Origin of the sequence: Spiroplasma endosymbiont of Colias croceus (assembly GCF_964020095.1) — a bacterium.
In the GTDB taxonomy this organism is placed as follows: domain Bacteria; phylum Bacillota_I; class Bacilli_A; order Mycoplasmatales; family VBWQ01; genus Spiroplasma_E.
This window is the reverse complement of the sequence record NZ_OZ026536.1, coordinates 1,407,381-1,431,650: the sequence shown is the minus strand read 5'-3', so window position 1 is coordinate 1,431,650 and position 24,270 is coordinate 1,407,381. Positions and strand designations below refer to the sequence as shown.

The 24,270-nt window shown below is 22.9% G+C and carries 28 protein-coding genes and 1 pseudogene; 17 read left to right on the top strand and 12 right to left on the bottom strand.

The window, feature by feature from the left end; all coding sequences use genetic code 4:
* Nucleotides 1–12 precede the first annotated feature (12 nt).
* The 4 genes from AACL24_RS08945 to parE form a co-directional block, all read right to left on the bottom strand.
* Nucleotides 13–963, bottom strand: a complete 951-nt coding sequence (locus AACL24_RS08945; protein ID WP_339046257.1) for an L-lactate dehydrogenase — start codon at nucleotides 961–963, stop codon at nucleotides 13–15.
* A 246-nt stretch (nucleotides 964–1,209) separates the two neighbouring features.
* Complete coding sequence (locus tag AACL24_RS08940; RefSeq protein ID WP_339046255.1) at nucleotides 1,210–2,649, bottom strand: NADP-dependent glyceraldehyde-3-phosphate dehydrogenase; 1,440 nt, start codon at nucleotides 2,647–2,649, stop codon at nucleotides 1,210–1,212.
* Between the two features lie 159 nt (nucleotides 2,650–2,808).
* On the bottom strand, nucleotides 2,809–5,322 hold the full coding sequence (gene parC / locus AACL24_RS08935) for a DNA topoisomerase IV subunit A (RefSeq protein WP_339046253.1): 2,514 nt from the start codon (nucleotides 5,320–5,322) through the stop codon (nucleotides 2,809–2,811).
* 20 nt (nucleotides 5,323–5,342) lie between these two features.
* Nucleotides 5,343–7,265 carry a DNA topoisomerase IV subunit B gene (gene parE / locus AACL24_RS08930; RefSeq protein WP_339046251.1) on the bottom strand — a complete coding sequence of 641 codons (1,923 nt, stop codon included), beginning with the start codon at nucleotides 7,263–7,265 and terminating at the stop codon, nucleotides 5,343–5,345.
* Nucleotides 7,266–7,687: 422 nt separating this feature from the next.
* Between parE and AACL24_RS08925 the strand changes: the two genes are divergently transcribed.
* The gene (locus AACL24_RS08925; protein WP_339045912.1) at nucleotides 7,688–8,110 is read left to right on the top strand and encodes a transposase family protein; all 423 of its coding nucleotides are present in this window, start codon (nucleotides 7,688–7,690) and stop codon (nucleotides 8,108–8,110) included.
* Between the two features lie 23 nt (nucleotides 8,111–8,133).
* Nucleotides 8,134–8,541 carry a transposase family protein gene (locus AACL24_RS08920; RefSeq protein WP_339045908.1) on the top strand — a complete coding sequence of 136 codons (408 nt, stop codon included), beginning with the start codon at nucleotides 8,134–8,136 and terminating at the stop codon, nucleotides 8,539–8,541.
* Between the two features lie 266 nt (nucleotides 8,542–8,807).
* Here AACL24_RS08920 and AACL24_RS08915 read toward each other — a convergent pair whose 3' ends face one another.
* Entirely contained in the window at nucleotides 8,808–9,203 is a 396-nt protein-coding gene (locus AACL24_RS08915; RefSeq protein WP_339046248.1) for a hypothetical protein, read from the bottom strand.
* A 319-nt stretch (nucleotides 9,204–9,522) separates the two neighbouring features.
* On the opposite strand from AACL24_RS08915, the gene AACL24_RS08910 reads away from it, so the two are divergent.
* The 10 genes from AACL24_RS08910 (at nucleotide 9,523) to AACL24_RS08865 (ending at nucleotide 15,750) form a co-directional block, all read left to right on the top strand.
* Entirely contained in the window at nucleotides 9,523–10,053 is a 531-nt protein-coding gene (locus tag AACL24_RS08910; protein WP_339046246.1) for a replication initiation protein, read from the top strand.
* A gap of 31 nt (nucleotides 10,054–10,084) precedes the next feature.
* Nucleotides 10,085–11,185: a type IV secretory system conjugative DNA transfer family protein gene (locus AACL24_RS08905; RefSeq protein WP_339046244.1), complete on the top strand. Its 1,101-nt coding sequence runs from the start codon at nucleotides 10,085–10,087 to the stop codon at nucleotides 11,183–11,185.
* Nucleotides 11,186–11,362: 177 nt separating this feature from the next.
* A protein-coding gene (locus AACL24_RS08900) for an IS5 family transposase (protein WP_339046242.1) occupies nucleotides 11,363–12,192 on the top strand; the annotation gives its coding sequence in 2 pieces (ribosomal slippage) (nucleotides 11,363–11,759 and nucleotides 11,759–12,192; 831 coding nt in all).
* A 166-nt stretch (nucleotides 12,193–12,358) separates the two neighbouring features.
* Nucleotides 12,359–12,940: a TraM recognition domain-containing protein gene (locus AACL24_RS08895; RefSeq protein WP_339046240.1), complete on the top strand. Its 582-nt coding sequence runs from the start codon at nucleotides 12,359–12,361 to the stop codon at nucleotides 12,938–12,940.
* 40 nt (nucleotides 12,941–12,980) lie between these two features.
* Nucleotides 12,981–13,418, top strand: a complete 438-nt coding sequence (locus AACL24_RS08890) for a transposase family protein (RefSeq protein WP_339046238.1) — start codon at nucleotides 12,981–12,983, stop codon at nucleotides 13,416–13,418.
* Between the two features lie 7 nt (nucleotides 13,419–13,425).
* A complete protein-coding gene (locus AACL24_RS08885; RefSeq protein WP_339045908.1) occupies nucleotides 13,426–13,833 on the top strand; it encodes a transposase family protein in 408 nt (135 codons plus the stop codon).
* A 226-nt stretch (nucleotides 13,834–14,059) separates the two neighbouring features.
* A complete protein-coding gene (locus AACL24_RS08880; RefSeq protein ID WP_339046236.1) occupies nucleotides 14,060–14,209 on the top strand; it encodes a hypothetical protein in 150 nt (49 codons plus the stop codon).
* 34 nt (nucleotides 14,210–14,243) lie between these two features.
* Nucleotides 14,244–15,032 carry a ParA family protein gene (locus AACL24_RS08875; protein ID WP_339046234.1) on the top strand — a complete coding sequence of 263 codons (789 nt, stop codon included), beginning with the start codon at nucleotides 14,244–14,246 and terminating at the stop codon, nucleotides 15,030–15,032.
* 102 nt (nucleotides 15,033–15,134) lie between these two features.
* The gene (locus tag AACL24_RS08870; RefSeq protein WP_339046232.1) at nucleotides 15,135–15,413 is read left to right on the top strand and encodes a hypothetical protein; all 279 of its coding nucleotides are present in this window, start codon (nucleotides 15,135–15,137) and stop codon (nucleotides 15,411–15,413) included.
* A 22-nt stretch (nucleotides 15,414–15,435) separates the two neighbouring features.
* Complete coding sequence (locus tag AACL24_RS08865; RefSeq protein WP_339046230.1) at nucleotides 15,436–15,750, top strand: HU family DNA-binding protein; 315 nt, start codon at nucleotides 15,436–15,438, stop codon at nucleotides 15,748–15,750.
* Nucleotides 15,751–16,039: 289 nt separating this feature from the next.
* Here the strand turns inward: AACL24_RS08865 and AACL24_RS08860 are convergent, their stop codons facing one another.
* From AACL24_RS08860 to AACL24_RS08850, 3 genes are all read right to left on the bottom strand, one after another.
* Entirely contained in the window at nucleotides 16,040–17,278 is a 1,239-nt protein-coding gene (locus AACL24_RS08860) for an IS256 family transposase (protein WP_339046650.1), read from the bottom strand.
* 134 nt (nucleotides 17,279–17,412) lie between these two features.
* Nucleotides 17,413–17,592 (bottom strand): hypothetical protein, encoded by a 180-nt coding sequence (locus AACL24_RS08855; protein ID WP_339046218.1) that lies wholly within the window; start codon nucleotides 17,590–17,592, stop codon nucleotides 17,413–17,415.
* Nucleotides 17,593–17,760: 168 nt separating this feature from the next.
* Nucleotides 17,761–18,762 carry a hypothetical protein gene (locus AACL24_RS08850; RefSeq protein ID WP_339046228.1) on the bottom strand — a complete coding sequence of 334 codons (1,002 nt, stop codon included), beginning with the start codon at nucleotides 18,760–18,762 and terminating at the stop codon, nucleotides 17,761–17,763.
* Between the two features lie 96 nt (nucleotides 18,763–18,858).
* On the opposite strand from AACL24_RS08850, the gene AACL24_RS08845 reads away from it, so the two are divergent.
* Both AACL24_RS08845 and AACL24_RS08840 read left to right on the top strand, forming a co-directional pair.
* A complete protein-coding gene (locus AACL24_RS08845; protein WP_339046226.1) occupies nucleotides 18,859–19,281 on the top strand; it encodes a transposase family protein in 423 nt (140 codons plus the stop codon).
* A gap of 23 nt (nucleotides 19,282–19,304) precedes the next feature.
* A complete protein-coding gene (locus AACL24_RS08840) occupies nucleotides 19,305–19,712 on the top strand; it encodes a transposase family protein (RefSeq protein ID WP_339045908.1) in 408 nt (135 codons plus the stop codon).
* A 183-nt stretch (nucleotides 19,713–19,895) separates the two neighbouring features.
* Here the strand turns inward: AACL24_RS08840 and AACL24_RS08835 are convergent, their stop codons facing one another.
* On the bottom strand, nucleotides 19,896–20,297 hold the full coding sequence (locus AACL24_RS08835) for a transposase family protein (RefSeq protein WP_339046224.1): 402 nt from the start codon (nucleotides 20,295–20,297) through the stop codon (nucleotides 19,896–19,898).
* 103 nt (nucleotides 20,298–20,400) lie between these two features.
* Here AACL24_RS08835 and AACL24_RS08830 point away from each other — a divergent pair.
* A pseudogene (locus AACL24_RS08830) lies at nucleotides 20,401–20,526 on the top strand (transposase); the annotation flags it as partial.
* Nucleotides 20,527–20,564: 38 nt separating this feature from the next.
* Here AACL24_RS08830 and AACL24_RS08825 read toward each other — a convergent pair.
* The 3 genes from AACL24_RS08825 to AACL24_RS08815 form a co-directional block, all read right to left on the bottom strand.
* Nucleotides 20,565–21,803 carry an IS256 family transposase gene (locus tag AACL24_RS08825; RefSeq protein ID WP_339049432.1) on the bottom strand — a complete coding sequence of 413 codons (1,239 nt, stop codon included), beginning with the start codon at nucleotides 21,801–21,803 and terminating at the stop codon, nucleotides 20,565–20,567.
* Between the two features lie 134 nt (nucleotides 21,804–21,937).
* Complete coding sequence (locus AACL24_RS08820; protein ID WP_339046218.1) at nucleotides 21,938–22,117, bottom strand: hypothetical protein; 180 nt, start codon at nucleotides 22,115–22,117, stop codon at nucleotides 21,938–21,940.
* A 168-nt stretch (nucleotides 22,118–22,285) separates the two neighbouring features.
* A complete protein-coding gene (locus AACL24_RS08815; protein ID WP_339046216.1) occupies nucleotides 22,286–23,287 on the bottom strand; it encodes a hypothetical protein in 1,002 nt (333 codons plus the stop codon).
* A gap of 177 nt (nucleotides 23,288–23,464) precedes the next feature.
* On the opposite strand from AACL24_RS08815, the gene AACL24_RS08810 reads away from it, so the two are divergent.
* The gene (locus AACL24_RS08810; protein WP_339046214.1) at nucleotides 23,465–23,806 is read left to right on the top strand and encodes a transposase family protein; all 342 of its coding nucleotides are present in this window, start codon (nucleotides 23,465–23,467) and stop codon (nucleotides 23,804–23,806) included.
* Between the two features lie 23 nt (nucleotides 23,807–23,829).
* On the top strand, nucleotides 23,830–24,237 hold the full coding sequence (locus tag AACL24_RS08805; protein WP_339045908.1) for a transposase family protein: 408 nt from the start codon (nucleotides 23,830–23,832) through the stop codon (nucleotides 24,235–24,237).
* The last annotated feature ends 33 nt before the right edge of the window (nucleotides 24,238–24,270 follow it).

The following is a 24,270-nucleotide window of genomic DNA, read 5'->3' as shown; positions in this document are numbered from 1 at the left end:
TACTCCTATCTTTTATTTAATAGCAGCAAAAGCTGTTTCTAAAGTTTCTTTAATAATTGCACAAGATTTATCAAATGCCGTTTGCTCTTCTTTCGTTAATGGTAACTGAACTACTCTTTTTCAACCTTTTTCGTAAAGTATTGTTGGTACACCAATATAAAAACCTTGCTGTCCATATTCTCCTTGTAAATAAGCACCCGCTACTAAAACGTGATTTTGTCCTTCAAGGATATTTCTTACTAATAATGCCAATGCTGCACCAATACCATAAAAAGTTGCACGTTTTAATTTAATAATTTTATAAGGTCTTTGTGCTACTTCTTTTCTTAATTCTTCTAAATCTTTTTCTTTAATTCTACCTTCAGTAATTTGTTGATAAATAGTTTTATTACCTACCGAAACCGAACTTCAAGGAATCATTGAAGAATCACCGTGTTCACCAATTACATAAGCAGCAACTGACTTTGGATTAACTGCAATTTTTTCTCCAATTAAATATTGTAAACGTAAGGTATCTAAAATCGTACCAGAACCTAATACTTGATGATAATCAAATTGTGTAATTTTTTGATAAACAGTTGTCATTATATCAACAGGATTAGATGCAATAATAGTAACACCTTTAAATCCTGATTTTTTAATTTCTAAAGCAATGCTCTTCATAATTTTGGCATTATCTGCTACCATATTTAATCTTGTTTCACCATCTTTTTGTGGTCTTCCAGCAGTAATAACAATAATATCAGCATCTTTACAATCGCTGTAATTTCCAGCCTTAATTGAAATAAAAGGATGATCTAAAGCTGCTTGACAATCAGCAAAATCAATTGCATTACCTTCAGCTATACCTTCAAAAGCATCAATTAATACATATTCTTGGGCTAAACCTTGATTAATGGCACTGTAAATAAAACTACTACCAACAGCTCCACATCCAACAAGTACAATTTTTCGTTTTGCCATATTTACCTCCATATTTTTTGCATTTCATGTAACAGTACTTTATCCTCGGCACTATTTTAATAACTTACTTTTTAAAATAAAAGTTACAATGATATGTAATATTTTTATTATGCTTTTTATATAAGAATGTTAAAAAAATAAAAATCTAATTAACAAGGACAAAAATTTATTACATTTTTATCTTACCACTATTTTAATAAAAAAATAAGTTTTATTTTTTTATTAAAATAAGTTTTATTTTTTCTTTTAAATTTTTGTTTTTCAATTAATAACAATACCTTTTGGTCTAGTAAAAGCAAGTAACGAAGGACGAATACCTTGTACGCCAAGACCTGAATCCTTAACACCAACAAAAGAAAAGTGATCGGGACCACGTTGTGACTGATCGTTAATATTAACACTTCCAACTTCTAATAATTTAGCAATACTCATTGCACTATTAATATTAGTAGTAAAAACAGAAGCTTGTAAACCATATTGTGAATCATTTGCAATATTAATTGCTTCTTTTACTTCATCAAAAATAATAATCGGCAACAATGGTGCAAAAGGTTCTTCTCATGCTAAATTCATTTTTGTTGTTACGTCAGTAATAATAGTTGGTCACATTAAATTTTCTTTAAATTTATTACCAATTAAACAATTGGCTCCTTTATCTAAAGCATCTTTAATTAATTTTTTAGCATTATCAACTGTTGGTTGATCAATAACAGGAGTAATATCACAATCATCTGTGGGCAAACCAACAGTTAATTTTTCAACTTTTTCTTTTAAAATTGGAATTAATTTGCTACTAATTGTTCTTTGCACTAACACTCTCTTAATAGCAGTACATCGTTGTCCTGAATAACTAAATGCACCTTTAATGATTTTGGTTGCTGTATCTTCAAGATCAGCATCATTAAGCACTATTGCTGGATCTTTACCTCCTAATTCTAAAATCAAATCAGCTTTTAAAGATTTCTGTGAAATACGATTACCAACAACAGCACTACCAGTAAAAGAAATAACATTAATTGCTTCATTTTCAACTAAACTATCACCAATTTCACTACCTTTACCACTTATAGCATTAAAAACACCATTAGGAATGTTAGCTTCTTTGGCTAATTTAGCTAAGTGTAATCCCACCAATGATCCTTGTGTTGCGGGTTTAAAAACAACACTATTACCGGTCACAAGTGCTGGAAATATTTTAGAGACTGATAAATTTATCGGATAATTAAAAGGAGAAATAGCAAGAACAATTCCTTTTGGTACGTATTCAAAAATAGCTAATTTGTTCATACTTCCTCAACTATCACCTGTATAAGATTCAGGATGAAGACGTAATGCTTCTTGTAAAGTATATTCAATATATTCAACTGTTCTATCAATTTCACTGCAAGCCGCTTTTGTGCCTTTAGCAATTTCATTGGTCATTAATTCAGCAAGTATTAATTTATCGCGAATAATTAATTGTTTTCAAGAATTTAAAAAAGAAATTCTTTTTAAAATAGGCATTTGTTCTCAATTTTTTTGAGCAAATTTTGCAGATTCATATACTTTTTTAATTTCAACTTTAGTTAAGGTAGGAACTTGGCCTGCTATTTTATTAGTAGTGGGGTTGATAACTGATATTCAATTACCATTTTCATACAACTCACCATTAATTAGAGATTGATATTTAATAATATTATTTGTCATCTATACTTCCTCCTTAAATCACTACTATAATAATTATAGCATTGATATAAGTCCTATCCTATTCACTCTTAACTAAAATTATTATTTAAATTTATATTATGAAATTCAAAAAAACTAATTCTTTAAAAAAGTTCATAATTTTCAATAAAAAAGTTTATTTTAAATACCATTGTTGCTTTCTTTTGTATTAAAATTTTCTGATATTGATGATATATCAGCATCAATAACATCAGTTTTTAAATCAATCACTAAATTATTACCACCAGCAATAATATCATCAGCAACTACTTTGCCAGTTCCTTCATTTACCTTGCTAAGATTAATGTCACTTGCTTTAATCACTAATCATTTTTCTTTTTTCGTTAATATATTAATAAAAGATGTTGCTGGTGATAAGAAGGTTTTAATAATACTAATACTTTTACTTTTAGGAACTTTTATTACTTTATTACCTTTTGTTGTTCGTGAAGTTTGTTCAATAGTATTGAATAACATTCGTTTAATTGTTCCAACTGATGTTAACATTGCATAAATATCATTACTATTACCACAAGCCATTCCTACCACTTCATCTTCTTCAGAATTAATTTTCAAAGCTTTAACACCTGTTGCAGTTTTAGTTAATAATGGAACTTTCGTTTCTAAATATTTTAAAGTCATACCCTTGCGAGTACTAATAACAATAAAATCATGACCGGTAGTACTATTAACACTAATAACACTATCGTTCTCTTTTAACTTAACATATTTGGCGGTTTTATTAAATCTAGTAGTTGCTAACTCTAAAAGTGGAATTCTTTTAATTAAACCATATCTAGTAGCGACTACTATATTTACATTTGGCTGTTCAAAACTATTAACTTGCGCAACACTAATAATTTTTTCATTTCCTTCAAGTTTACATAACGTATTAACATGAATACCATTATCTTTTCATTTATTTTCTTCTAATTTAAAAATTGGTATTAAAAAATAATTACCTTTATTTGTAAAAAATAATAAATTATTAAAATTATTGAACATTGCTCCACCAATAATAACATCATTTGGCTTACGTCCAAAATCTTGATAATCAAGATTTTGTAAAAATACTTTACTACTTATTACCTTAATTCAACCATCATAACTAATACTAATAAATACATTTTCTTGTCGCAATGTTGCTTTTTCATCAATTGTAATTTCAGAAATTTCACCTTGAATTTGTGATTTTCTTAGTCCAGAAAAATGAGAATTAATTTGTTCTAACTCAGTAATAATAACTTGACGTAGTGAATTTTCATTATTAAGAATTTCTTGTAAAACAATAATTTTACTTTCAATATCTGCTTTTTCTAAAAGTAATGATTGAATATCAGTAGCAGTTAAACGATACAAACGCAATTGTACAATTGCTTCTGCTTGAATATCAGTAAAATTAAAAGCTGATATTAAATTTAATTTTGCTTGCATACGGTCAGTTGATGTTCTAATAATTTTAATTACTTTATCAACTTCACTTAATGCAATAACTAAACCATTAACAATCTCTAATCTTCGTTCTAATTGTGCTAAGTCATATTGTGAACGCTTAGTAACAACATCAATTTGATGATTAATATAAAAATCTAACATATTAATTAAACTCATTTGTACTGGTTTTTTGTTAGCGATTGCTACTAAATTAAAGTTATAATAAATTTGTAAATTGGTATTTTTAAATAAATAATTTAAAATTTCTTGCGGTTTACTATCTTCTACTAAATCAATAACTATTCGTAAACCAAAACGATCCGTTTCATCACGTACTTCTTTAATACCATGAATTTTTGCTAATGTTTTAACATCATCAATTTTTTTAATCAAATCTTGTTTAATAACTTCAAATGGAATTTCGGTAATAATTATTTGTGGAATTTCACCTTCATTATTAATATGAGTTTTAGCACGAATTGCAATTCGCCCTTTACCAGAACGATAAGCTTCTTTAATACCTTTAATACCTTGAATAATTCCTCCGGTTGGAAAGTCAGGACCCTTAATAACACGCATTAATTCGCTTAAATTACATTGTGGATTATTAATTCTCATGACAATTGCATTAATTACTTCTTGTAAATTATGAGGTGGAATATTAGTTGCCATTCCAACAGCAATTCCAGAAGCACCATTTACTAATAAATTAGGAAAATAGGCAGGTAAAACTGTTGGTTCTGTTTCTGATTCATCAAAATTTTTAATTAAACTAACAGTATTTTTCTTAATATCCTTCAATAATAATTCTGAAATTAATGATAAACGCGCTTCTGTATATCGCATCGCAGCAGGATTATCACCATCAATTGAACCTTTATTACCATGCATTTGTACTAATGGTCATGCTACCTTTCACTCTTGTGCCATTCTACACATCGCAGCATAAACCGCTGTATCACCATGAGGATGATATTTACCAATTACTTCTCCAACAACACGAGCTGCTTTTTTATATGCTTTATCATTGGTTAAACCCAAATCATTCATAGCATGCAAAATTCGACGTTGAACTGGTTTCAAACCATCACGGACATCGGGCAATGCTCGTTCTAAAATAATATATTTGGCATATCGACCAAAACGTTCTGCAACAATATCATCAATAGGATAAGATAAAATTTGTTCATTATTTTGTTGAATCTCTTCTTTACTATTCATAACTTATAAACTCCTTTTTCTTAATAATCACTAGCTTCAAAAGAAATATTTTCTTCAATTCATTTTCGTCTTTTTTCTGGTTTATCACCCATTAATATTTGAATTTCTGTTTCTGCTGATAGAGCATCCTCAATAGTAATTTTAATTAATTGACGGACATTTGGATCCATAGTTGTTTCTCATAATTGTTCAGCATTCATTTCTCCTAAACCTTTATAACGTTGCAGGTCATATTTACCTTTAATTGTTTCAACTTTATCTTTTAATTCTAACTCATTTCAAACATATACATGTTTCTCTTGCTCTTCTTCTTTAAAAGAAATTTTAAATAAAGGCGGTAATGCAATATAAATATTACCCGAAGTAATTAAATCTCGCATATAACGATAGAAAAAAGTTAGTAATAAAATTTGAATATGGGCACCATCAGTATCGGCATCAGTCATAATAATGACTTTATTATAATTACAAGTTTCAATACTAAATTCGTTACCAACACCAGCACCAATCGCATTAATAATCATACTAATTTCCTCATTATTAAAAAGATCAATTACTTTAGTTTTTTCGGCATTAATTACTTTTCCTTTTAACGGTAATATCGCTTGGAACTTACGATCACGACCTGACTTGGCACTGCCACCAGCGGAATCTCCTTCCACTAAAAATAATTCATTAATGTTAGGATTTTTACTTTGTGCAGGCACCAATTTACCTACTAAAAATTTTTGCGTATCTTTACTTTTATTACGCAATGATTCGCGTTCTTTTCTTAAAGCATTACGAATATCACGAGCCTTAATGGCTTTATCAATAATTTTTTTAGCAGCATCACTATTTTCGTGAAGTCAAAATGAAAATCTTTCATTAACAATATTATCAACAACAATTCTTGCTTCGGGCGTTCCTAATTTACCTTTTGTTTGACCTTCATATTGAATTAAATTTTCAGGAATACGCAACGAAACAATAGCAACCAAACCTTCTCGCAAATCATTACCTTCTAAATTTTTATCTTTTGCTTTTAATAATTCTTGTTTTCTTGCATATTCATTAATAGCTTTCGTTAAACCACTTTTAAAACCAACTAAATGACTTCCACCATCAACAGTTTTAACATTATTAGCAAACCCTACTAACGTTTCACTATAATCTTCAGTATATTGTAATACAATTTCAACGTCAATATTATTTTGTTTACCTTTTAAACTAACAATTGGTGATAAATTTTTTTTATCTTTATTTAAATATTGCATGAAAGCAACTAAGCCATTTTCATAATGAAAAGTTTCTTCAGTACCTGTCCTCTTATCAATTAATTGAATACTTAAATCATTAATTAAAAAAGCACTTTCACGTAAATGTTGTTCAAATAAATGAACATTTCAATCACAATCTAGAAAAACACGATGAAAATCAGGTAAAAATTGTACCCTAGTTCCTGTTTTATAAGTGCTACCAATCATTTTTAAACTTTGATCAATCTTACCACCATTTTTAAATTTAATTTCATGAATTTTTTTATCACGATGAATAGTAACAATCATTCAATTACTTAAAGCATTTACTACTGAAGCACCAACACCATGTAAACCACCCGAGGTTTTATAACTATTAGTGTCAAATTTTCCACCAGCATGTAAAACCGTATAAATAACTTCGGGAGTACTTTTTTTTGAAGCATGCATACCAGTTGGAACACCACGACCATTATCTTCAACAGTAACTGACTTATCAACATTAATAGTAACAACAATACTAGTACAAAAGCCAGCTAATGCTTCATCAATACCATTATCAACAATTTCTCAAACTAGATGATGAAGACCACGATTATCAGTAGAACCAATATACATTCCAGGTCTTTTTCTAACTGCTTCTAGACCTTCTAAAATTTGAATTGATGATTCATTATAAACACTGCTTTTTGGTTTATTTGCCATGAAAAAAACTCCTTACTACAATTTATTTCATTTTCATTTTATCATATATTTATTTATTTAAAGATAATGTCGATAAAAGAACTAAATCAATTTTATAATTTAAAGTTAAAGGTTTCTATACAAAATTTAATATAATAGATTTAAAATAAATATTTATCTAATAATTTTTAATTATTAATAAAACAGTTATAAAATAAATATAAAAAAACTATTAACTTTTAATTAATTTAAAAGTTAATATTTGAATCATAAAAAAATAAATATAATAATCTTATAAAGATTATAGAATTTTATCGCTTACTTATTTTAATATTTACAAAAGACATATTCCGTAATTAAATTTTTTAAAAGTCAATTAATAATTTTAAAATTTATTTTAAAATTTTGTTATTAACAATAAATTTAGAAAAGTGTTGATAAAAATGATTTTTGAAAATTTAAAAAAATTAAAAAATGAAGAATTTTATAGATATTTTGGTATAAAACGTTTTCATTTTAATGAAATGTTAGAAAAATTAATTGAAATAGAAAAATTAGAAAAAAATAAAGGTCGAAAAAATAAACTTTCAGTAGAAGAAAGATTAATGATGACTTTATTATACTGAAAAGAATATTATACTTTTTTTCAAATGAGTATTAAATCTAAAATGAGCCCATCAAGTTGTTTTCGAAATATTACTTGAGTAGAAAATAAACTTAGTAACCACAAAGATTACCAATTTTTAAAAGAAAGATATAAATTAAAAATTGATAAAAAACAAGAAAATTCAAATGAATTTCAATTTTATTTAATTGATTCAACTGAGATTGAAATTGAAAGACCAACTAAAAAAAACTACAGTTAGAATATTTTTCTGGTAAAAGTTGAATGTATTCTATAAAATTTCAAATTGTATATGATTTTTTTAATAAAAAAATTGTTGATATTTTTGCTGATAATGGTAAAGTGCATGATTTTCAAATATTAAAAAATTCAAATCTTGAATTTTCAGAAAAAACAATAATTATTGGTGATTTAGGATATCAAGGTATACAAAATATTTATAAAAATACAATAATACCAATTAAAAGAACTAAAAATAAAAAATTAACTAAACAAGAAAGAAAATACAATAAGATTGTATCTAAAATTAGAATTAAAGTTGAACATGTCTTTGCTTGATTGAAAAGATTCAAAATTTTAGTAAATAAATGTAGAAAATCTAAATTTAGACTTATGTACTTAAGATTTAACTTACTTTGTGAAATTTTTAATAAAATAAAACCATTAAAATAAAAAAAATATTAAAAATATTTTTTTAAAATTTAAATTTTTATCGAGTTAATATAAAAATATTATTAACAATTTTTTGTTTAAAATGTAAACTCATTTTTTAAACTATTTTTTCAAAAAATATTTATTTCTATATTCAATAACACTAAATAGTTTTAAAACAATTTTATTGACAATTAATTAAATTTAATTACGGAATATGTCCTATGTATTAATATTTATATTTGCTTTATTCTTTTTATTAAAAAAGATAAGAAAAAATAATGGTTTTATAAACTATTAAGATTATTGTAATTAGAAGAAATATTTGTATTTGATAAATTTTGTTCATTATTTATATTTATTATGTGTTCTTGCAATAAAGGTGTTGTTTCATTTACTAATTGATTTAAAATAGGTTCAATTCTTTGACTTTCAAAGAATTCTCTATAAGCATTTGTTTCTGAACGCTCCTCTATACAATTAGAAACAATTTGACCAAACATCAAACCTATCATTCCTCCTATAATAGAACCTACAATAGCAGTACACAATAAAATACTATTCAAATCTTGAACGTGTTCATTTTTATTATCATTATCAAAAGAATTTTCATAAAGTAAAGTTAATCCTATGCCTCCGACTAATATTCCTGATAAAGTTCCAAATAATTCTTTTTTATTCATAGTTAATTTCATCCTTTCAAAATAAAAAAACTCAATTATTTATAAAAAAATAATGAGTCTAAAACTTATATTAATATAATTAATTTTAATATAAAAAAGTAATTATATTACAATTATTTTTCCTTTTAATTACTTTTATAATACTTTTAATATCTTTTAATATCTTTTAGAGACCAAAAATACCGCATAAATAAAGGGAAAAATGAACATAATTGTACCCTCAAAGTACGTCTATTGTACCCTCAAAGTAATATAATGTAACTCATTTATAATAAAGGGTACAATTATATTAAATAAAATCATAAAAAGGAGTTAAATTATGGAACAAGAGTTAAAACCAAAATCAATGATTTTGTATGCTAAAAACGAAATTAATACTGTACCTTTAAAAAAATTAACTTTGAAAGAAATAGATTTATTTTTTTATTTATGTTTTCGTTTAAACGAAAAAGAATCAGAAAGAGTTACATTAACTTTTAGCGAAGTAAAAAAAATTTTAGATTTTAAACCTAATGATATTGAAAGATTAAGTAAATTATTTTTAAGAACTCATCAAAAAATGTTAGAAATTAATTTTACAGTAAAAGAAAATAATAAAATAATTTCCTTTCCTGTATTTTATAAATTCGGAATAGATAAAGATGATAAATGCGTATCTATTCAGGTACATCCACGTTTTCAACATGTTTTAAATTATTTTAAATTTGGTGGTCAATTTACAAGAATTAATTTATTAGAAATAATTTCTTTGAAATCAGATTACGCAAAGAAGCTATATCCAATTTTAAAGCAGTTTGAGTCAACTGGTGATGAAAGATACACAGATTACATAAAAGCCTCTAAAAATTAATAAAAAACTATTAATTTGCATAATTTTAACCTTGTTTACATCAATAATTTTTTGATATATAGCAAGTGTATTAAATATTTTTATTTTTTTACAAAAATTAAACTTTACTTTTTTCGAACCATTTAATTATTTTTTTGCTCCTTTTTCTTTAATTTTAGCGTTAATTTGTTGTGCAAGCATATCATTTTTTCTTTGATGAAAATGTTTTTATAAAAATAATTTTAGCAATGATTTACAAGAAAATAAGTTTTTAAGTAAAAAAGAATTTACTAAAAACTTTGCAGAATGTTGCTTATATCATAAAACTGATAAATACGGTTTTGTTACAAAATTATCAATTATTAATAAATTACCAGTTGTTAATACTATAAATAAAACACATGCTCTTGTAATTGGTGCTACTGGTAGTGGAAAAACGCAAAATATTATCATTCCAACCATTATTTTAAATGCTTACTCTGTACATAAACCAAGTATGATTATTAGTGATCCTAAGGGTGAATTGTTTGAAAAAAAATCTTTAATTTTAGAAAAACAAGGTTATAATATTAAAGTTTTAGATCTAAAAAATTTTGAAATAGGTAATCAATGAAATCCATTAAATTATATTTTTAAATTATGAAAACAAAAATCATATATTAAAGTTAATAAAGAAATTGATAGTTTAGTAAATATTATTTGTCCAATTCACTATAATACTAATCCTCATTGAGACCAAACAGCACAGAATTTTATTAAAGGAATTATCTATGCTCTTTTAGAAAATTATGATATGAATAAAAATATAAACGAAAATAACTTTAATTTTTCAAGTATTAATAAGATTTTGTTTTTACCACTAGAAGAATTAAAATCATATATTTTTGATAGAAATATTGAAAGCAAAGCTAAGAAATATTTTGCTAATCTAAATACTGCAAGTCAAGAAAATAAAGAAGTTGATAGTTTAATGTCAACAACTAAAACAGTTTTAAATAAATTTGAAAATTTAGAAATCATACTATCCAATAATAATTTTGATTTTCAAGAATTTATTGATAAACCAACTGCTTTATTTTTAATTTTATCTGACCATAGTAATGAATATCATTTTTTGGCAAATCTATTTATTGCACAATTATATAAGTTTTAGTTGGCAAAGCTGATAATTCAGAGATTAAAACACTAAAAAGACCGACATTATTTTTATTAGATGAATTTGCTAATTTACCAATGATTAAAGATATAACTAATTAGACTTCTTGCAAAACCTATCTATTAAAAATTTAATTTTTAAAATAAAATTAAAAATAAAAAAGATAGGTAATCTATGATGTTTGATAAATTAAAAACTATTAACAATCCAGAATTATTAAGATTAACTGGTATAAATGATATTATTTTTAATAAAATTCTAGAAATTTTAAAGACAGAAGAAGTAAAAAAGTTTAAAAATGGTGGTACACCTAATAAATTATCATTAGAAAATCGTTTATTAATGACTTTAGAATATTGAAGAGAGTATCGAACTTATTTTCATATTGCTAAAAGTTATGGAATTAGTGAAAGTAGTTGCTATAGGAATATCAAGTGAATAGAAAATACTTTAATAAAACATCCTGATTTTCAACAACTTGATGGGCAAAAATCACTGTTAAATAATAATTTTAAAGATAAAACAGTTATCATTGATGTGACTGAAAGTACTATTCAACGCCCAAAAAAAGTCAAAAACAATATTATTCAGGAAAAAAGAAAAAACATACAATAAAAACTCAAGTCATAATTGAAAAAGATAGTAAAAAAATTATAAGTTCTTATTTTTCTTATGGTAAAAATCATGATTTTAAAATTTTAAAAAATTCAAAAACGAAATTTTTATCAGAAACAACTATTTTAGTAGATTTAGGATATCAAGGTATACAAAACATACATAAAAATGTCTTATTACCTAAACGAAAATCAAAGAAAAACCTTTTAACTAAAGAAGAAAAGAAAAATAATAAGGCTATTTCAAAAATGAGAGTTGTTATTGAACATGTTTTTGCAATTCTTAAAAAATTTAAAATTATTAGTGAAAAATATCGAAATAGAAGAAAAAAATTTGCATTAAGATTTAATTTAATAGCTTCAATTTATAATTTACAATTATTAATTTAAATATATTTGATAATTTAATATTTTATTTTTTTATTTGAAATAATAATTTTTGTTGTATTTTAATGACAAAAAATAAAACATATTTTGAACAATAATTTTTAAAAAATATTAAAAGTGTTATTAAAATAAATTTTTAAACTTAAAAAATGTGATTAATATCATAGTTTTGCAAGAAGTCTATTGAATAACGGCTGCAAGAAGTAGAAATATTTGATTTATGTTAGTCATTCAAGATTTTGAACAACTTAAAAATAAATATAAAAATTATCGTACACTTATTGCTAATTGCAACTTAAAATATTTTTTGCATACTAATGATTATCAAAATGCTAAAATACTAGCAGAAGAATATGGTACTATTAAAGTAAATGAATCTAGTACCACTAAAAGTGAAAAGCATATATCAACTACAACATATCAAAAACAAAAACCATTAATTACAGCTGAAACTCTTATTAAACTACCAGTAAATACACAAATTATTAAATACAATCGTCTTAATGTAGCCAAAGTTGAAACATTACCAATTTGAAAAATAAAGAATTATAGTGAGGCAAAAACTAGTATTATTAATGAAATTAAAGATATAAATATTGAAACCGTTAATATCATTAATAATAAAATTAAAACTATAAAAGATAAGATTAATTGATTATTAAAACAAGATTTAAGTCATGAAATTAAAAAGACATATTCCGTAATTAAATTTTTTAAAAGTCAATTAATAATTTTAAAATTTATTTTATAATTTTGTTATTAACAATAAATTTAGAAAAGTGTTGATAAAAATGATTTTTGAAAATTTAAAAAAATTAAAAAATGAAGAATTTTATAGATATTTTGGTATAAAACGTTTTCATTTTAATGAAATGTTAGAAAAATTAATTGAAATAGAAAAATTAGAAAAAAATAAAGGTCGAAAAAATAAACTTTCAGTAGAAGAAAGATTAATGATGACTTTATTATACTGAAAAGAATATTATACTTTTTTTCAAATGAGTATTAAATCTAAAATGAGCCCATCAAGTTGTTTTCGAAATATTACTTGAGTAGAAAATAAACTTAGTAACCACAAAGATTACCAATTTTTAAAAGAAAGATATAAATTAAAAATTGATAAAAAACAAGAAAATTCAAATGAATTTCAATTTTATTTAATTGATTCAACTGAGATTGAAATTGAAAAACCAACTAAAAAAACTACAGTTAGAATATTTTTCTGGTAAAAGTTGAATGTATTCTATAAAATTTCAAATTGTATATGATTTTTTTAATAAAAAAATTGTTGATATTTTTGCTGATAATGGTAAAGTGCATGATTTTCAAATATTAAAAAATTCAAATCTTGAATTTTCAGAAAAAACAATAATTATTGGTGATTTAGGATATCAAGGTATACAAAATATTTATAAAAATACAATAATACCAATTAAAAGAACTAAAAATAAAAAATTAACTAAACAAGAAAGAAAATACAATAAGATTGTATCTAAAATTAGAATTAAAGTTGAACATGTCTTTGCTTGATTGAAAAGATTCAAAATTTTAGTAAATAAATGTAGAAAATCTAAATTTAGACTTATGTACTTAAGATTTAACTTACTTTGTGAAATTTTTAATAAAATAAAACCATTAAAATAAAAAAAATATTAAAAATATTTTTTTAAAATTTAAATTTTTATCGAGTTAATATAAAAATATTATTAACAATTTTTTGTTTAAAATGTAAACTCATTTTTTAAACTATTTTTTCAAAAAATATTTATTTCTATATTCAATAACACTAAATAGTTTTAAAACAATTTTATTGACAATTAATTAAATTTAATTACGGAATATGTCCAAAATATAATTAAAAAAATTAAAAATGAAAAATGAAAAAGATTTACAGAATTATATACTAAAAATCAAAGAAAATTTAAGTTTGGAACTTGTATTAAAAATCAAAGAAAATAATATTATTTATTTAATATTTAATGAATATTTATTTATAATGTATTTATTATTTAAGTATTAATTAAATAATATTTATTTAAAAAAAGGAGGAAAATATGAGTAAAGTTTTATCATTTATAAATAATAAAGGTGGAGTATTAAAAACTACTTTAACAGTTAATTGTGCTTCATTATTGGCATTACAAGGACATAAAGTACTGATTATTGATATGGATGCACAAGGTAATGTTGGCTCTAGTTTTGGTCAAAATGTAGAAGCATTAAAATATACTATTTATGATGTTATTTTTAATAATGTAAATATTAATGATGTAATATTGCCAATATTAATTGAAAATGGAAAACTTCATCTTTTACCATCAAATTCAAAAATGTCTTTCTTTGACATTAATATTAATAAAAAATGAAATGTTGAAAATAAGCAATTTTATTCTCTAAAATTACTTATTGAACTTATAAAAAATGACTATGATTTTATTTTTATTGATAGTCCTCCTTCTATGGGTTTAACAATGATTAACATTTTATTTGCAGTCGATTGTATTATTATTCCTATGCAAGCAGAAGCCTATAGTTATCAAGGATTTAATCGTTTATTAAACTATATAGATGAAATTAAACAATATCATAAAATTAATCCAAAAATATTAGGTGTATTACCTACATTAATAAATAAAAGAACAAAAATCCATTTACAAATGATAAAAACTATAAAAAATAATGTTGATAAAAAAGATATAAAAATTTTTGAAAATTTTATTCCTATTTCTATTAAACAAGCAGAGTTTATGGCAACCAAAAACTTGCCTTTGGTTTTTGAAAATAAAAAAACACAACTCTTAGATATTTATAAAAATTTAGTTAATGAAATATTAAATAAATAATATGTAATTATTATTTATTTAATATTTAATGAATATTTATTTATAATGTATTTATTATTTAAGTATTAATTAAATAATATTTATTTAAAAAAGGAGGAAAATATGAAAGATATTAATTTAAATTTGGATGCTTTTGAAATTTTAAAACCCAATAAACAAGAAAAAAATAACATTAAAAAAGATGAAATAAATAACAACAGCTTTAAAGAAAAAGTTTCTTTAAATATGATTAATAACGGGAATAAAAATAAAAATAAAATAATTAAAACATTTATCTTACCACAAGAAACCGTTGATAAAATTAATGAAATCGCAAAAATTAAATCTACAACATATTCACAAGTAATAGTTGATTTAGTAAATTTGGTAAAATTTAATTAATAATAATTTATGGAGGCATATTATGAACAAAAAAGAATTAGTAAAATCAATTAGTAACGAAATTAATTTAAACCAAAAAGATGTTGAAAAGTGCATTGATAAACTTTCAGAAATAATTATTGCTAAAAATTCAATTGGTGAATTTGTTGATATTTCAAATCTTGGAAAATTCATGATTGTTAAAAAGAATGCAAGAACAGTAAGAAATCCTAGAACTGGTCAAACTTTACAAATGAGTGAACATTACTCACCAAAATTTCAACCAAAATCTATTTACAAACAAACAATTAAATCAGCAATTATTCAAAAAGAAACTGAGGTAAAAACAAATGTTTAAAAAAATTAAATCAATTTTCAAAAAGAATAAAAATAAAAAAATATCTTGTAAAAATATTGCAAAATCAAAATGAACTAGTAAACATGAATTTGAAAATAAACAAATATAACAAAATAAAGGTCATATATGACCTTTATTTAAAGACAAAAGAACAGGTTCTAAGATATATATTTTTAAATATTTAAAAATATATTTTACTTAAATAACTGTTAATATTTTAAGTAAAACTCTACAAGAAAAAATAAAACGAGGCTTTTATGTAATCTGTGTATCTTTGTTTTACAAAGTACTAGTTTAGATTAATTCTATCTTCAAATTTTATCATAAAATGAGCAATTGCTGTATTTCAATTTTGAATGGGCATTGTTCATTTTTTTGTTATATTTTCAATTGCTAAATAAAATATTTTAAAAACTGCCATATCATTAGGAAAAACTTTTTTATTTCTGATAACTTTTCGTAATTGACTATTTACAGATTCAATAGCATTTGTTGTATAAATAACTCTTTTGATTTCTGTAGGATAACTAATAAAAACCATTAAATTATCTCAATTTTTATATCAAGATTTAGCAATTTGAGGATATTGTTTATTTCACTTATTTTCAAAGGATTCTAAAGCCTGCATTGCTTGTTCTTCACTACATGCAGTATAAATTGGTTTTAAATCTGCAACTAGAGATTTTCTATGCTTATATGAGACATATTTCAAACTATTTCTAATTTGATGAACTATGCATAATTGATGTTCTGTTTTAAGATAAACTGATTGTATTGCTTCTGACATGCCTGTTAAATTATCACTGCAGGCAATAAGAATATCATTTAAGCCACGATTTTTCATTTCTGTTAAATTTGCTAATCAAAATTTAGCACCTTCATTTTCACTAATTCATAAACCTAAAACATCTTTTTTACCTTCTAAATCAACTCCTAAAGCTATATAAACTGATTTATTAATAATCCTTTTATCTTGTCGTACTTTCACTACTATGCAATCAAAATAAACAATCGGATAGACACTTTCTAATGGTCGATTTTGCCATGCTTTTACATCATCAATAACATCATCAGTAATTTGACTAATAACACTTTCACTAATATCAGCACCATGATATAACTCTTGTAATTGCATTCTAATATCTGATAATGTCATACCTTTTGCATATAAAGAAAGAACTTGTTGATCAAAACCATCAAATCTTCTTTGTCTTTTTGCAACTATTATAGGATTAAAATTACTATTGCGATCTCGTGGTACATCAATCTCAATTTTACCTTGTTGAGTTATTATTTTTTTTGAACTTATACCATTACGAGCATTGTCACTATTACTATGTTGATTCTTTTCATATCCCAAATAATTTTGCATCTCAGAATTCAACATTTTTTCTACTAATCTTTTTGTTAATTCTTTATACAATCCTCCCTCTTTAAAAACTGTTGTTAAATCTTCAGTATTTTCTAATAATAAATCTACTGCTTTTGATATTGGATCATTATTATTAATATTTTGCTTTTTAGCCATCTGTAACTCACTCTTTCTAGTCATTTAATTATATTTACTAGAATTAATTAAACATAGTTATTTTTGTAAGTTACACAGATTACTAAACATTACCAATAAAACTACTCATTGAGTAGTTTTGTAATATTTAAGATTTACATTTTTGGTCCTTTTGAATTTGATGCTTTTTTATCTTTTTCAGATTCAAAAGACTTAGCAACTTTTTCTCGTCTTTCACTTTCGTTTTTTTCACCTCAAGCTTTATTTATTCTTTCGGCATCTTTGTTATATTCATCTTTTTTTTCTTGACTTCATTCATTACATGATCTTCACATATTTATATTCTCCTTTATTATTTTTTAGAATATTTTTTTCTATCCTTAAAATACTCACAAAAAAAGTATATATATTTAAAACGAAAAATGTGTAAAAAATAATAAAAAATCATTATTTTTAAAAAATAGTACATAAAGGGAGAAAAGCCAAAATTTATTACTTATTGATTATGTAAATAAACATTTAACTTTATTTCAGTTATGATTTGAAGTTGTTAAAGGTTGTGAGTCTTGATTATTTACTCTATTTCGTATAAATCAATCAAAATTTTGATTACTTTCTGATTCAATAGTCAAATTTTCTAGAAGATTGTTTGGATTATGATTTATTGTATTGTTACTTATTAGTTCAATATGATTTTTATCTTTTCTGTTATCTAGTTCTTGTTTTAAAATATCATATTGTGTTTGTAATCTAGTTTCTAATTTAATTTCTGTTTTATTACTGGTAAGATTTTTAATTATTGATTGACGTTCTTTTTTATTTTTCTCTTTTTGTTCTTTATTTTTATTTATTTTTTGTTTAATTCAAGTTTCAACTTTTTTTGTTGTAGGTGAAAATATTGATGCAATTCCCTTAAGACCAAGACTAACAATACCAAATCCCAATCTCATTATAAATAGAGGGGGATGAATAAGACCAATAGTAATAAGAACTATGGGTATTAATATAGTAATAGTTCATATACTTATTTCACCTTTAGTTGGTTTTAGTTTAAAATCTTGTTGTTGTTTTAAAAAATTATTAATTGGTACAAATTGATAATTATTAGTATCATTGGTTGAAATTTTATCAATTAACAAAATATGTTTTTTATACTGATTTAAATTTTCATATTTTTTCAACTGCTTCATGATTTCAATATCACCATTTTGAAATTGTTTGAAATGCATTACTTCTTCATTAATTGAGTTATCCAGATTTTGAATAGTTGTTATAAAAAATATTTTATCTTCGATTGGTAAAATTTCTTCGTGAATTTTTTCAATTCCTGTTTTTTTTATATTTTTTTCATCATAAATTGTTATTGCGTTATATGAAAATTTTGTCAAATTAACATTGCTTTGTTTTGAACTATTTAATTCTTCAATTTGTTTTTTAAGTTTTTGAATTTCGTTTGATTGTTCTTCAATTATTGATTGTAATTTTGATATTTCTTCTGTAGACATATTCCGTAATTAAATTTTTTAAAAGTCAATTAATAATTTTAAAATTTATTTTATAATTTTGTTATTAACAATAAATTTAGAAAAGTGTTGATAAAAATGATTTTTGAAAATTTAAAAAAATTAAAAAATGAAGAATTTTATAGATATTTTGGTATAAAACGTTTTCATTTTAATGAAATGTTAGAAAAATTAATTGAAATAGAAAAATTAGAAAAAAATAAAGGTCAAAAAAATAAACTTTCAGTAGAAGAAAGATTAATGATGACTTTATTATACTGAAAAGAATATTATACTTTTTTTCAAATGAGTATTAAATCTAAAATGAGCCCATCAAGTTGTTTTCGAAATATTACTTGAGTAGAAAATAAACTTAGTAACCACAAAGATTACCAATTTTTAAAAGAAAGATATAAATTAAAAATTGATAAAAAACAAGAAAATTCAAATGAATTTCAATTTTATTTAATTGATTCAACTGAGATTGAAATTGAAAGACCAACTAAAAAAAACTACAGTTAGAATATTTTTCTGGTAAAAGTTGAATGTATTCTATAAAATTTCAAATTGTATATGATTTTTTTAATAAAAAAATTGTTGATATTTTTGCTGATAATGGTAAAGTGCATGATTTTCAAATATTAAAAAATTCAAATCTTGAATTTTCAGAAAAAACAATAATTATTGGTGATTTAGGATATCAAGGTATACAAAATATTTATAAAAATACAATAATACCAATTAAAAGAACTAAAAATAAAAAATTAACTAAACAAGAAAGAAAATACAATAAGATTGTATCTAAAATTAGAATTAAAGTTGAACATGTCTTTGCTTGATTGAAAAGATTCAAAATTTTAGTAAATAAATGTAGAAAATCTAAATTTAGACTTATGTACTTAAGATTTAACTTACTTTGTGAAATTTTTAATAAAATAAAACCATTAAAATAAAAAAAATATTAAAAATATTTTTTTAAAATTTAAATTTTTATCGAGTTAATATAAAAATATTATTAACAATTTTTTGTTTAAAATGTAAACTCATTTTTTAAACTATTTTTTCAAAAAATATTTATTTCTATATTCAATAACACTAAATAGTTTTAAAACAATTTTATTGACAATTAATTAAATTTAATTACGGAATATGTCCTCAGTTGAATCAATTAAATAAAATTGAAATTCATTTGAATTTTCTTGTTTTTTATCAATTTTTAATTTATATCTTTCTTTTAAAAATTGGTAATCTTTGTGGTTACTAAGTTTATTTTCTACTCAAGTAATATTTCGAAAACAACTTGATGGGCTCATTTTAGATTTAATACTCATTTGAAAAAAAGTATAATATTCTTTTCAGTATAATAAAGTCATCATTAATCTTTCTTCTACTGAAAGTTTATTTTTTTGACCTTTATTTTTTTCTAATTTTTCTATTTCAATTAATTTTTCTAACATTTCATTAAAATGAAAACGTTTTATACCAAAATATCTATAAAATTCTTCATTTTTTAATTTTTTTAAATTTTCAAAAATCATTTTTATCAACACTTTTCTAAATTTATTGTTAATAACAAAATTATAAAATAAATTTTAAAATTATTAATTGACTTTTAAAAAATTTAATTACGGAATATGTCTTTTGAAATATGTCTCATATAAGCATAGAAAATCTCTAGTTGCAGATTTAAAACCAATTTATACTGCATGTAGTGAAGAACAAGCAATGCAGGCTTTAGAATCCTTTGAAAATAAGTGAAATAAAGAGGCTTTTATGTAATCTGTGTATCTTTGTTTTACAAAGTACTAGTTTAGATTAATTCTATCTTCAAATTTTATCATAAAATGAGCAATTGCTGTATTTCAATTTTGAATGGGCATTGTTCATTTTTTTGTTATATTTTCAATTGCTAAATAAAATATTTTAAAAACTGCCATATCATTAGGAAAAACTTTTTTATTTCTGATAACTTTTCGTAATTGACTATTTACAGATTCAATAGCATTTGTTGTATAAATAACTCTTTTGATTTCTGTAGGATAACTAATAAAAACCATTAAATTATCTCAATTTTTATATCAAGATTTAGCAATTTGAGGATATTGTTTATTTCACTTATTTTCAAAGGATTCTAAAGCCTGCATTGCTTGTTCTTCACTACATGCAGTATAAATTGCTTTTAAATCTGCAACTAGAGATTTTCTATGCTTATATGAGACATATTTCAAACTATTTCTAATTTGATGAACTATGCATAATTGATGTTCTGTTTTAAGATAAACTGATTGTATTGCTTCTGACATGCCTGTTAAATTATCACTGCAGGCAATAAGAATATCATTTAAGCCACGATTTTTCATTTCTGTTAAATTTGCTAATCAAAATTTAGCACCTTCATTTTCACTAATTCATAAACCTAAAACATCTTTTTTACCTTCTAAATCAACTCCTAAAGCTATATAAACTGATTTATTAATAATCCTTTTATCTTGTCGTACTTTCACTACTATGCAATCAAAATAAACAATCGGATAGACACTTTCTAATGGTCGATTTTGCCATGCTTTTACATCATCAATAACATCATCAGTAATTTGACTAATAACACTTTCACTAATATCAGCACCATGATATAACTCTTGTAATTGCATTCTAATATCTGATAATGTCATACCTTTTGCATATAAAGAAAGAACTTGTTGATCAAAACCATCAAATCTTCTTTGTCTTTTTGCAACTATTATAGGATTAAAATTACTATTGCGATCTCGTGGTACATCAATCTCAATTTTACCTTGTTGAGTTATTATTTTTTTTGAACTTATACCATTACGAGCATTGTCACTATTACTATGTTGATTCTTTTCATATCCCAAATAATTTTGCATCTCAGAATTCAACATTTTTTCTACTAATCTTTTTGTTAATTCTTTATACAATCCTCCCTCTTTAAAAACTGTTGTTAAATCTTCAGTATTTTCTAATAATAAATCTACTGCTTTTGATATTGGATCATTATTATTAATATTTTGCTTTTTAGCCATCTGTAACTCACTCTTTCTAGTCATTTAATTATATTTACTAGAATTAATTAAACATAGTTATTTTTGTAAGTTACACAGATTACTAAACATTACCAATAAAACTACTCATTGAGTAGTTTTGTAATATTTAAGATTTACATTTTTGGTCCTTTTGAATTTGATGCTTTTTTATCTTTTTCAGATTCAAAAGACTTAGCAACTTTTTCTCGTCTTTCACTTTCGTTTTTTTCACCTCAAGCTTTATTTATTCTTTCGGCATCTTTGTTATATTCATCTTTTTTTTCTTGACTTCATTCATTACATGATCTTCACATATTTATATTCTCCTTTATTATTTTTTAGAATATTTTTTTCTATCCTTAAAATACTCACAAAAAAAGTATATATATTTAAAACGAAAAATGTGTAAAAAATAATAAAAAATCATTATTTTTAAAAAATAGTACATAAAGGGAGAAAAGCCAAAATTTATTACTTATTGATTATGTAAATAAACATTTAACTTTATTTCAGTTATGATTTGAAGTTGTTAAAGGTTGTGAGTCTTGATTATTTACTCTATTTCGTATAAATCAATCAAAATTTTGATTACTTTCTGATTCAATAGTCAAATTTTCTAGAAGATTGTTTGGATTATGATTTATTGTATTGTTACTTATTAGTTCAATATGATTTTTATCTTTTCTGTTATCTAGTTCTTGTTTTAAAATATCATATTGTGTTTGTAATCTAGTTTCTAATTTAATTTCTGTTTTATTACTGGTAAGATTTTTAATTATTGATTGACGTTCTTTTTTATTTTTCTCTTTTTGTTCTTTATTTTTATTTATTTTTTGTTTAATTCAAGTTTCAACTTTTTTTGTTGTAGGTGAAAATATTGATGCAATTCCCTTAAGACCAAGACTAACAATACCAAATCCCAATCTCATTATAAATAGAGGGGGATGAATAAGACCAATAGTAATAAGAACTATGGGTATTAATATAGTAATAGTTCATATACTTATTTCACCTTTAGTTGGTTTTAGTTTAAAATCTTGTTGTTGTTTTAAAAAATTATTAATTGATACAAATTGATAATTATTAGTATCATTGGTTGAAATTTTATCAATTAACAAAATATGTTTTTTATACTGATTTAAATTTTCATATTTTTTCAACTGCTTCATGATTTCAATATCACCATTTTGAAATTGTTTGAAATGCATTACTTCTTCATTAATTGAGTTATCCAGATTTTGAATAGTTGTTATAAAAAATATTTTATCTTCGATTGGTAAAATTTCTTCGTGAATTTTTTCAATTCCTGTTTTTTTTATATTTTTTTCATCATAAATTGTTATTGCGTTATATGAAAATTTTGTCAAATTAACATTGCTTTGTTTTGAACTATTTAATTCTTCAATTTGTTTTTTAAGTTTTTGAATTTCGTTTGATTGTTCTTCAATTATTGATTGTAATTTTGATATTTCTTCTGTAGACATATTCCGTAATTAAATTTTTTAAAAGTCAATTAATAATTTTAAAATTTATTTTATAATTTTGTTATTAACAATAAATTTAGAAAAGTGTTGATAAAAATGATTTTTTAAAATTTAAAAAAATTAAAAAATGAAGAATTTTATAGATATTTTGGTATAAAACGTTTTCATTTTAATGAAATGTTAGAAAAATTAATTGAAATAGAAAAATTAGAAAAAAATAAAGGTCGAAAAAATAAACTTTCAGTAGAAGAAAGATTAATGATGACTTTATTATACTGAAAAGAATATTATACTTTTTTTCAAATGAGTATTAAATCTAAAATGAGCCCATCAAGTTGTTTTCGAAATATTACTTGAGTAGAAAATAAACTTAGTAACCACAAAGATTACCAATTTTTAAAAGAAAGATATAAATTAAAAATTGATAAAAAACAAGAAAATTCAAATGAATTTCAATTTTATTTAATTGATTCAACTGAGATTGAAATTGAAAGACCAACTAAAAAAAACTACAGTTAGAATATTTTTCTGGTAAAAGTTGAATGTATTCTATAAAATTTCAAATTGTATATGATTTTTTTAATAAAAAAATTGTTGATATTTTTGCTGATAATGGTAAAGTGCATGATTTTCAAATATTAAAAAATTCAAATCTTGAATTTTCAGAAAAAACAATAATTATTGGTGATTTAGGATATCAAGGTATACAAAATATTTATAAAAATACAATAATACCAATTAAAAGAACTAAAAATAAAAAATTAACTAAACAAGAAAGAAAATACAATAAGATTGTATCTAAAATTAGAATTAAAGTTGAACATGTCTTTGCTTGATTGAAAAGATTCAAAATTTTAGTAAATAAATGTAGAAAATCTAAATTTAGACTTATGTACTTAAGATTTAACTTACTTTGTGAAATTTTTAATAAAATAAAACCATTAAAATAAAAAAAATATTAAAAATATTTTTTTAAAATTTGA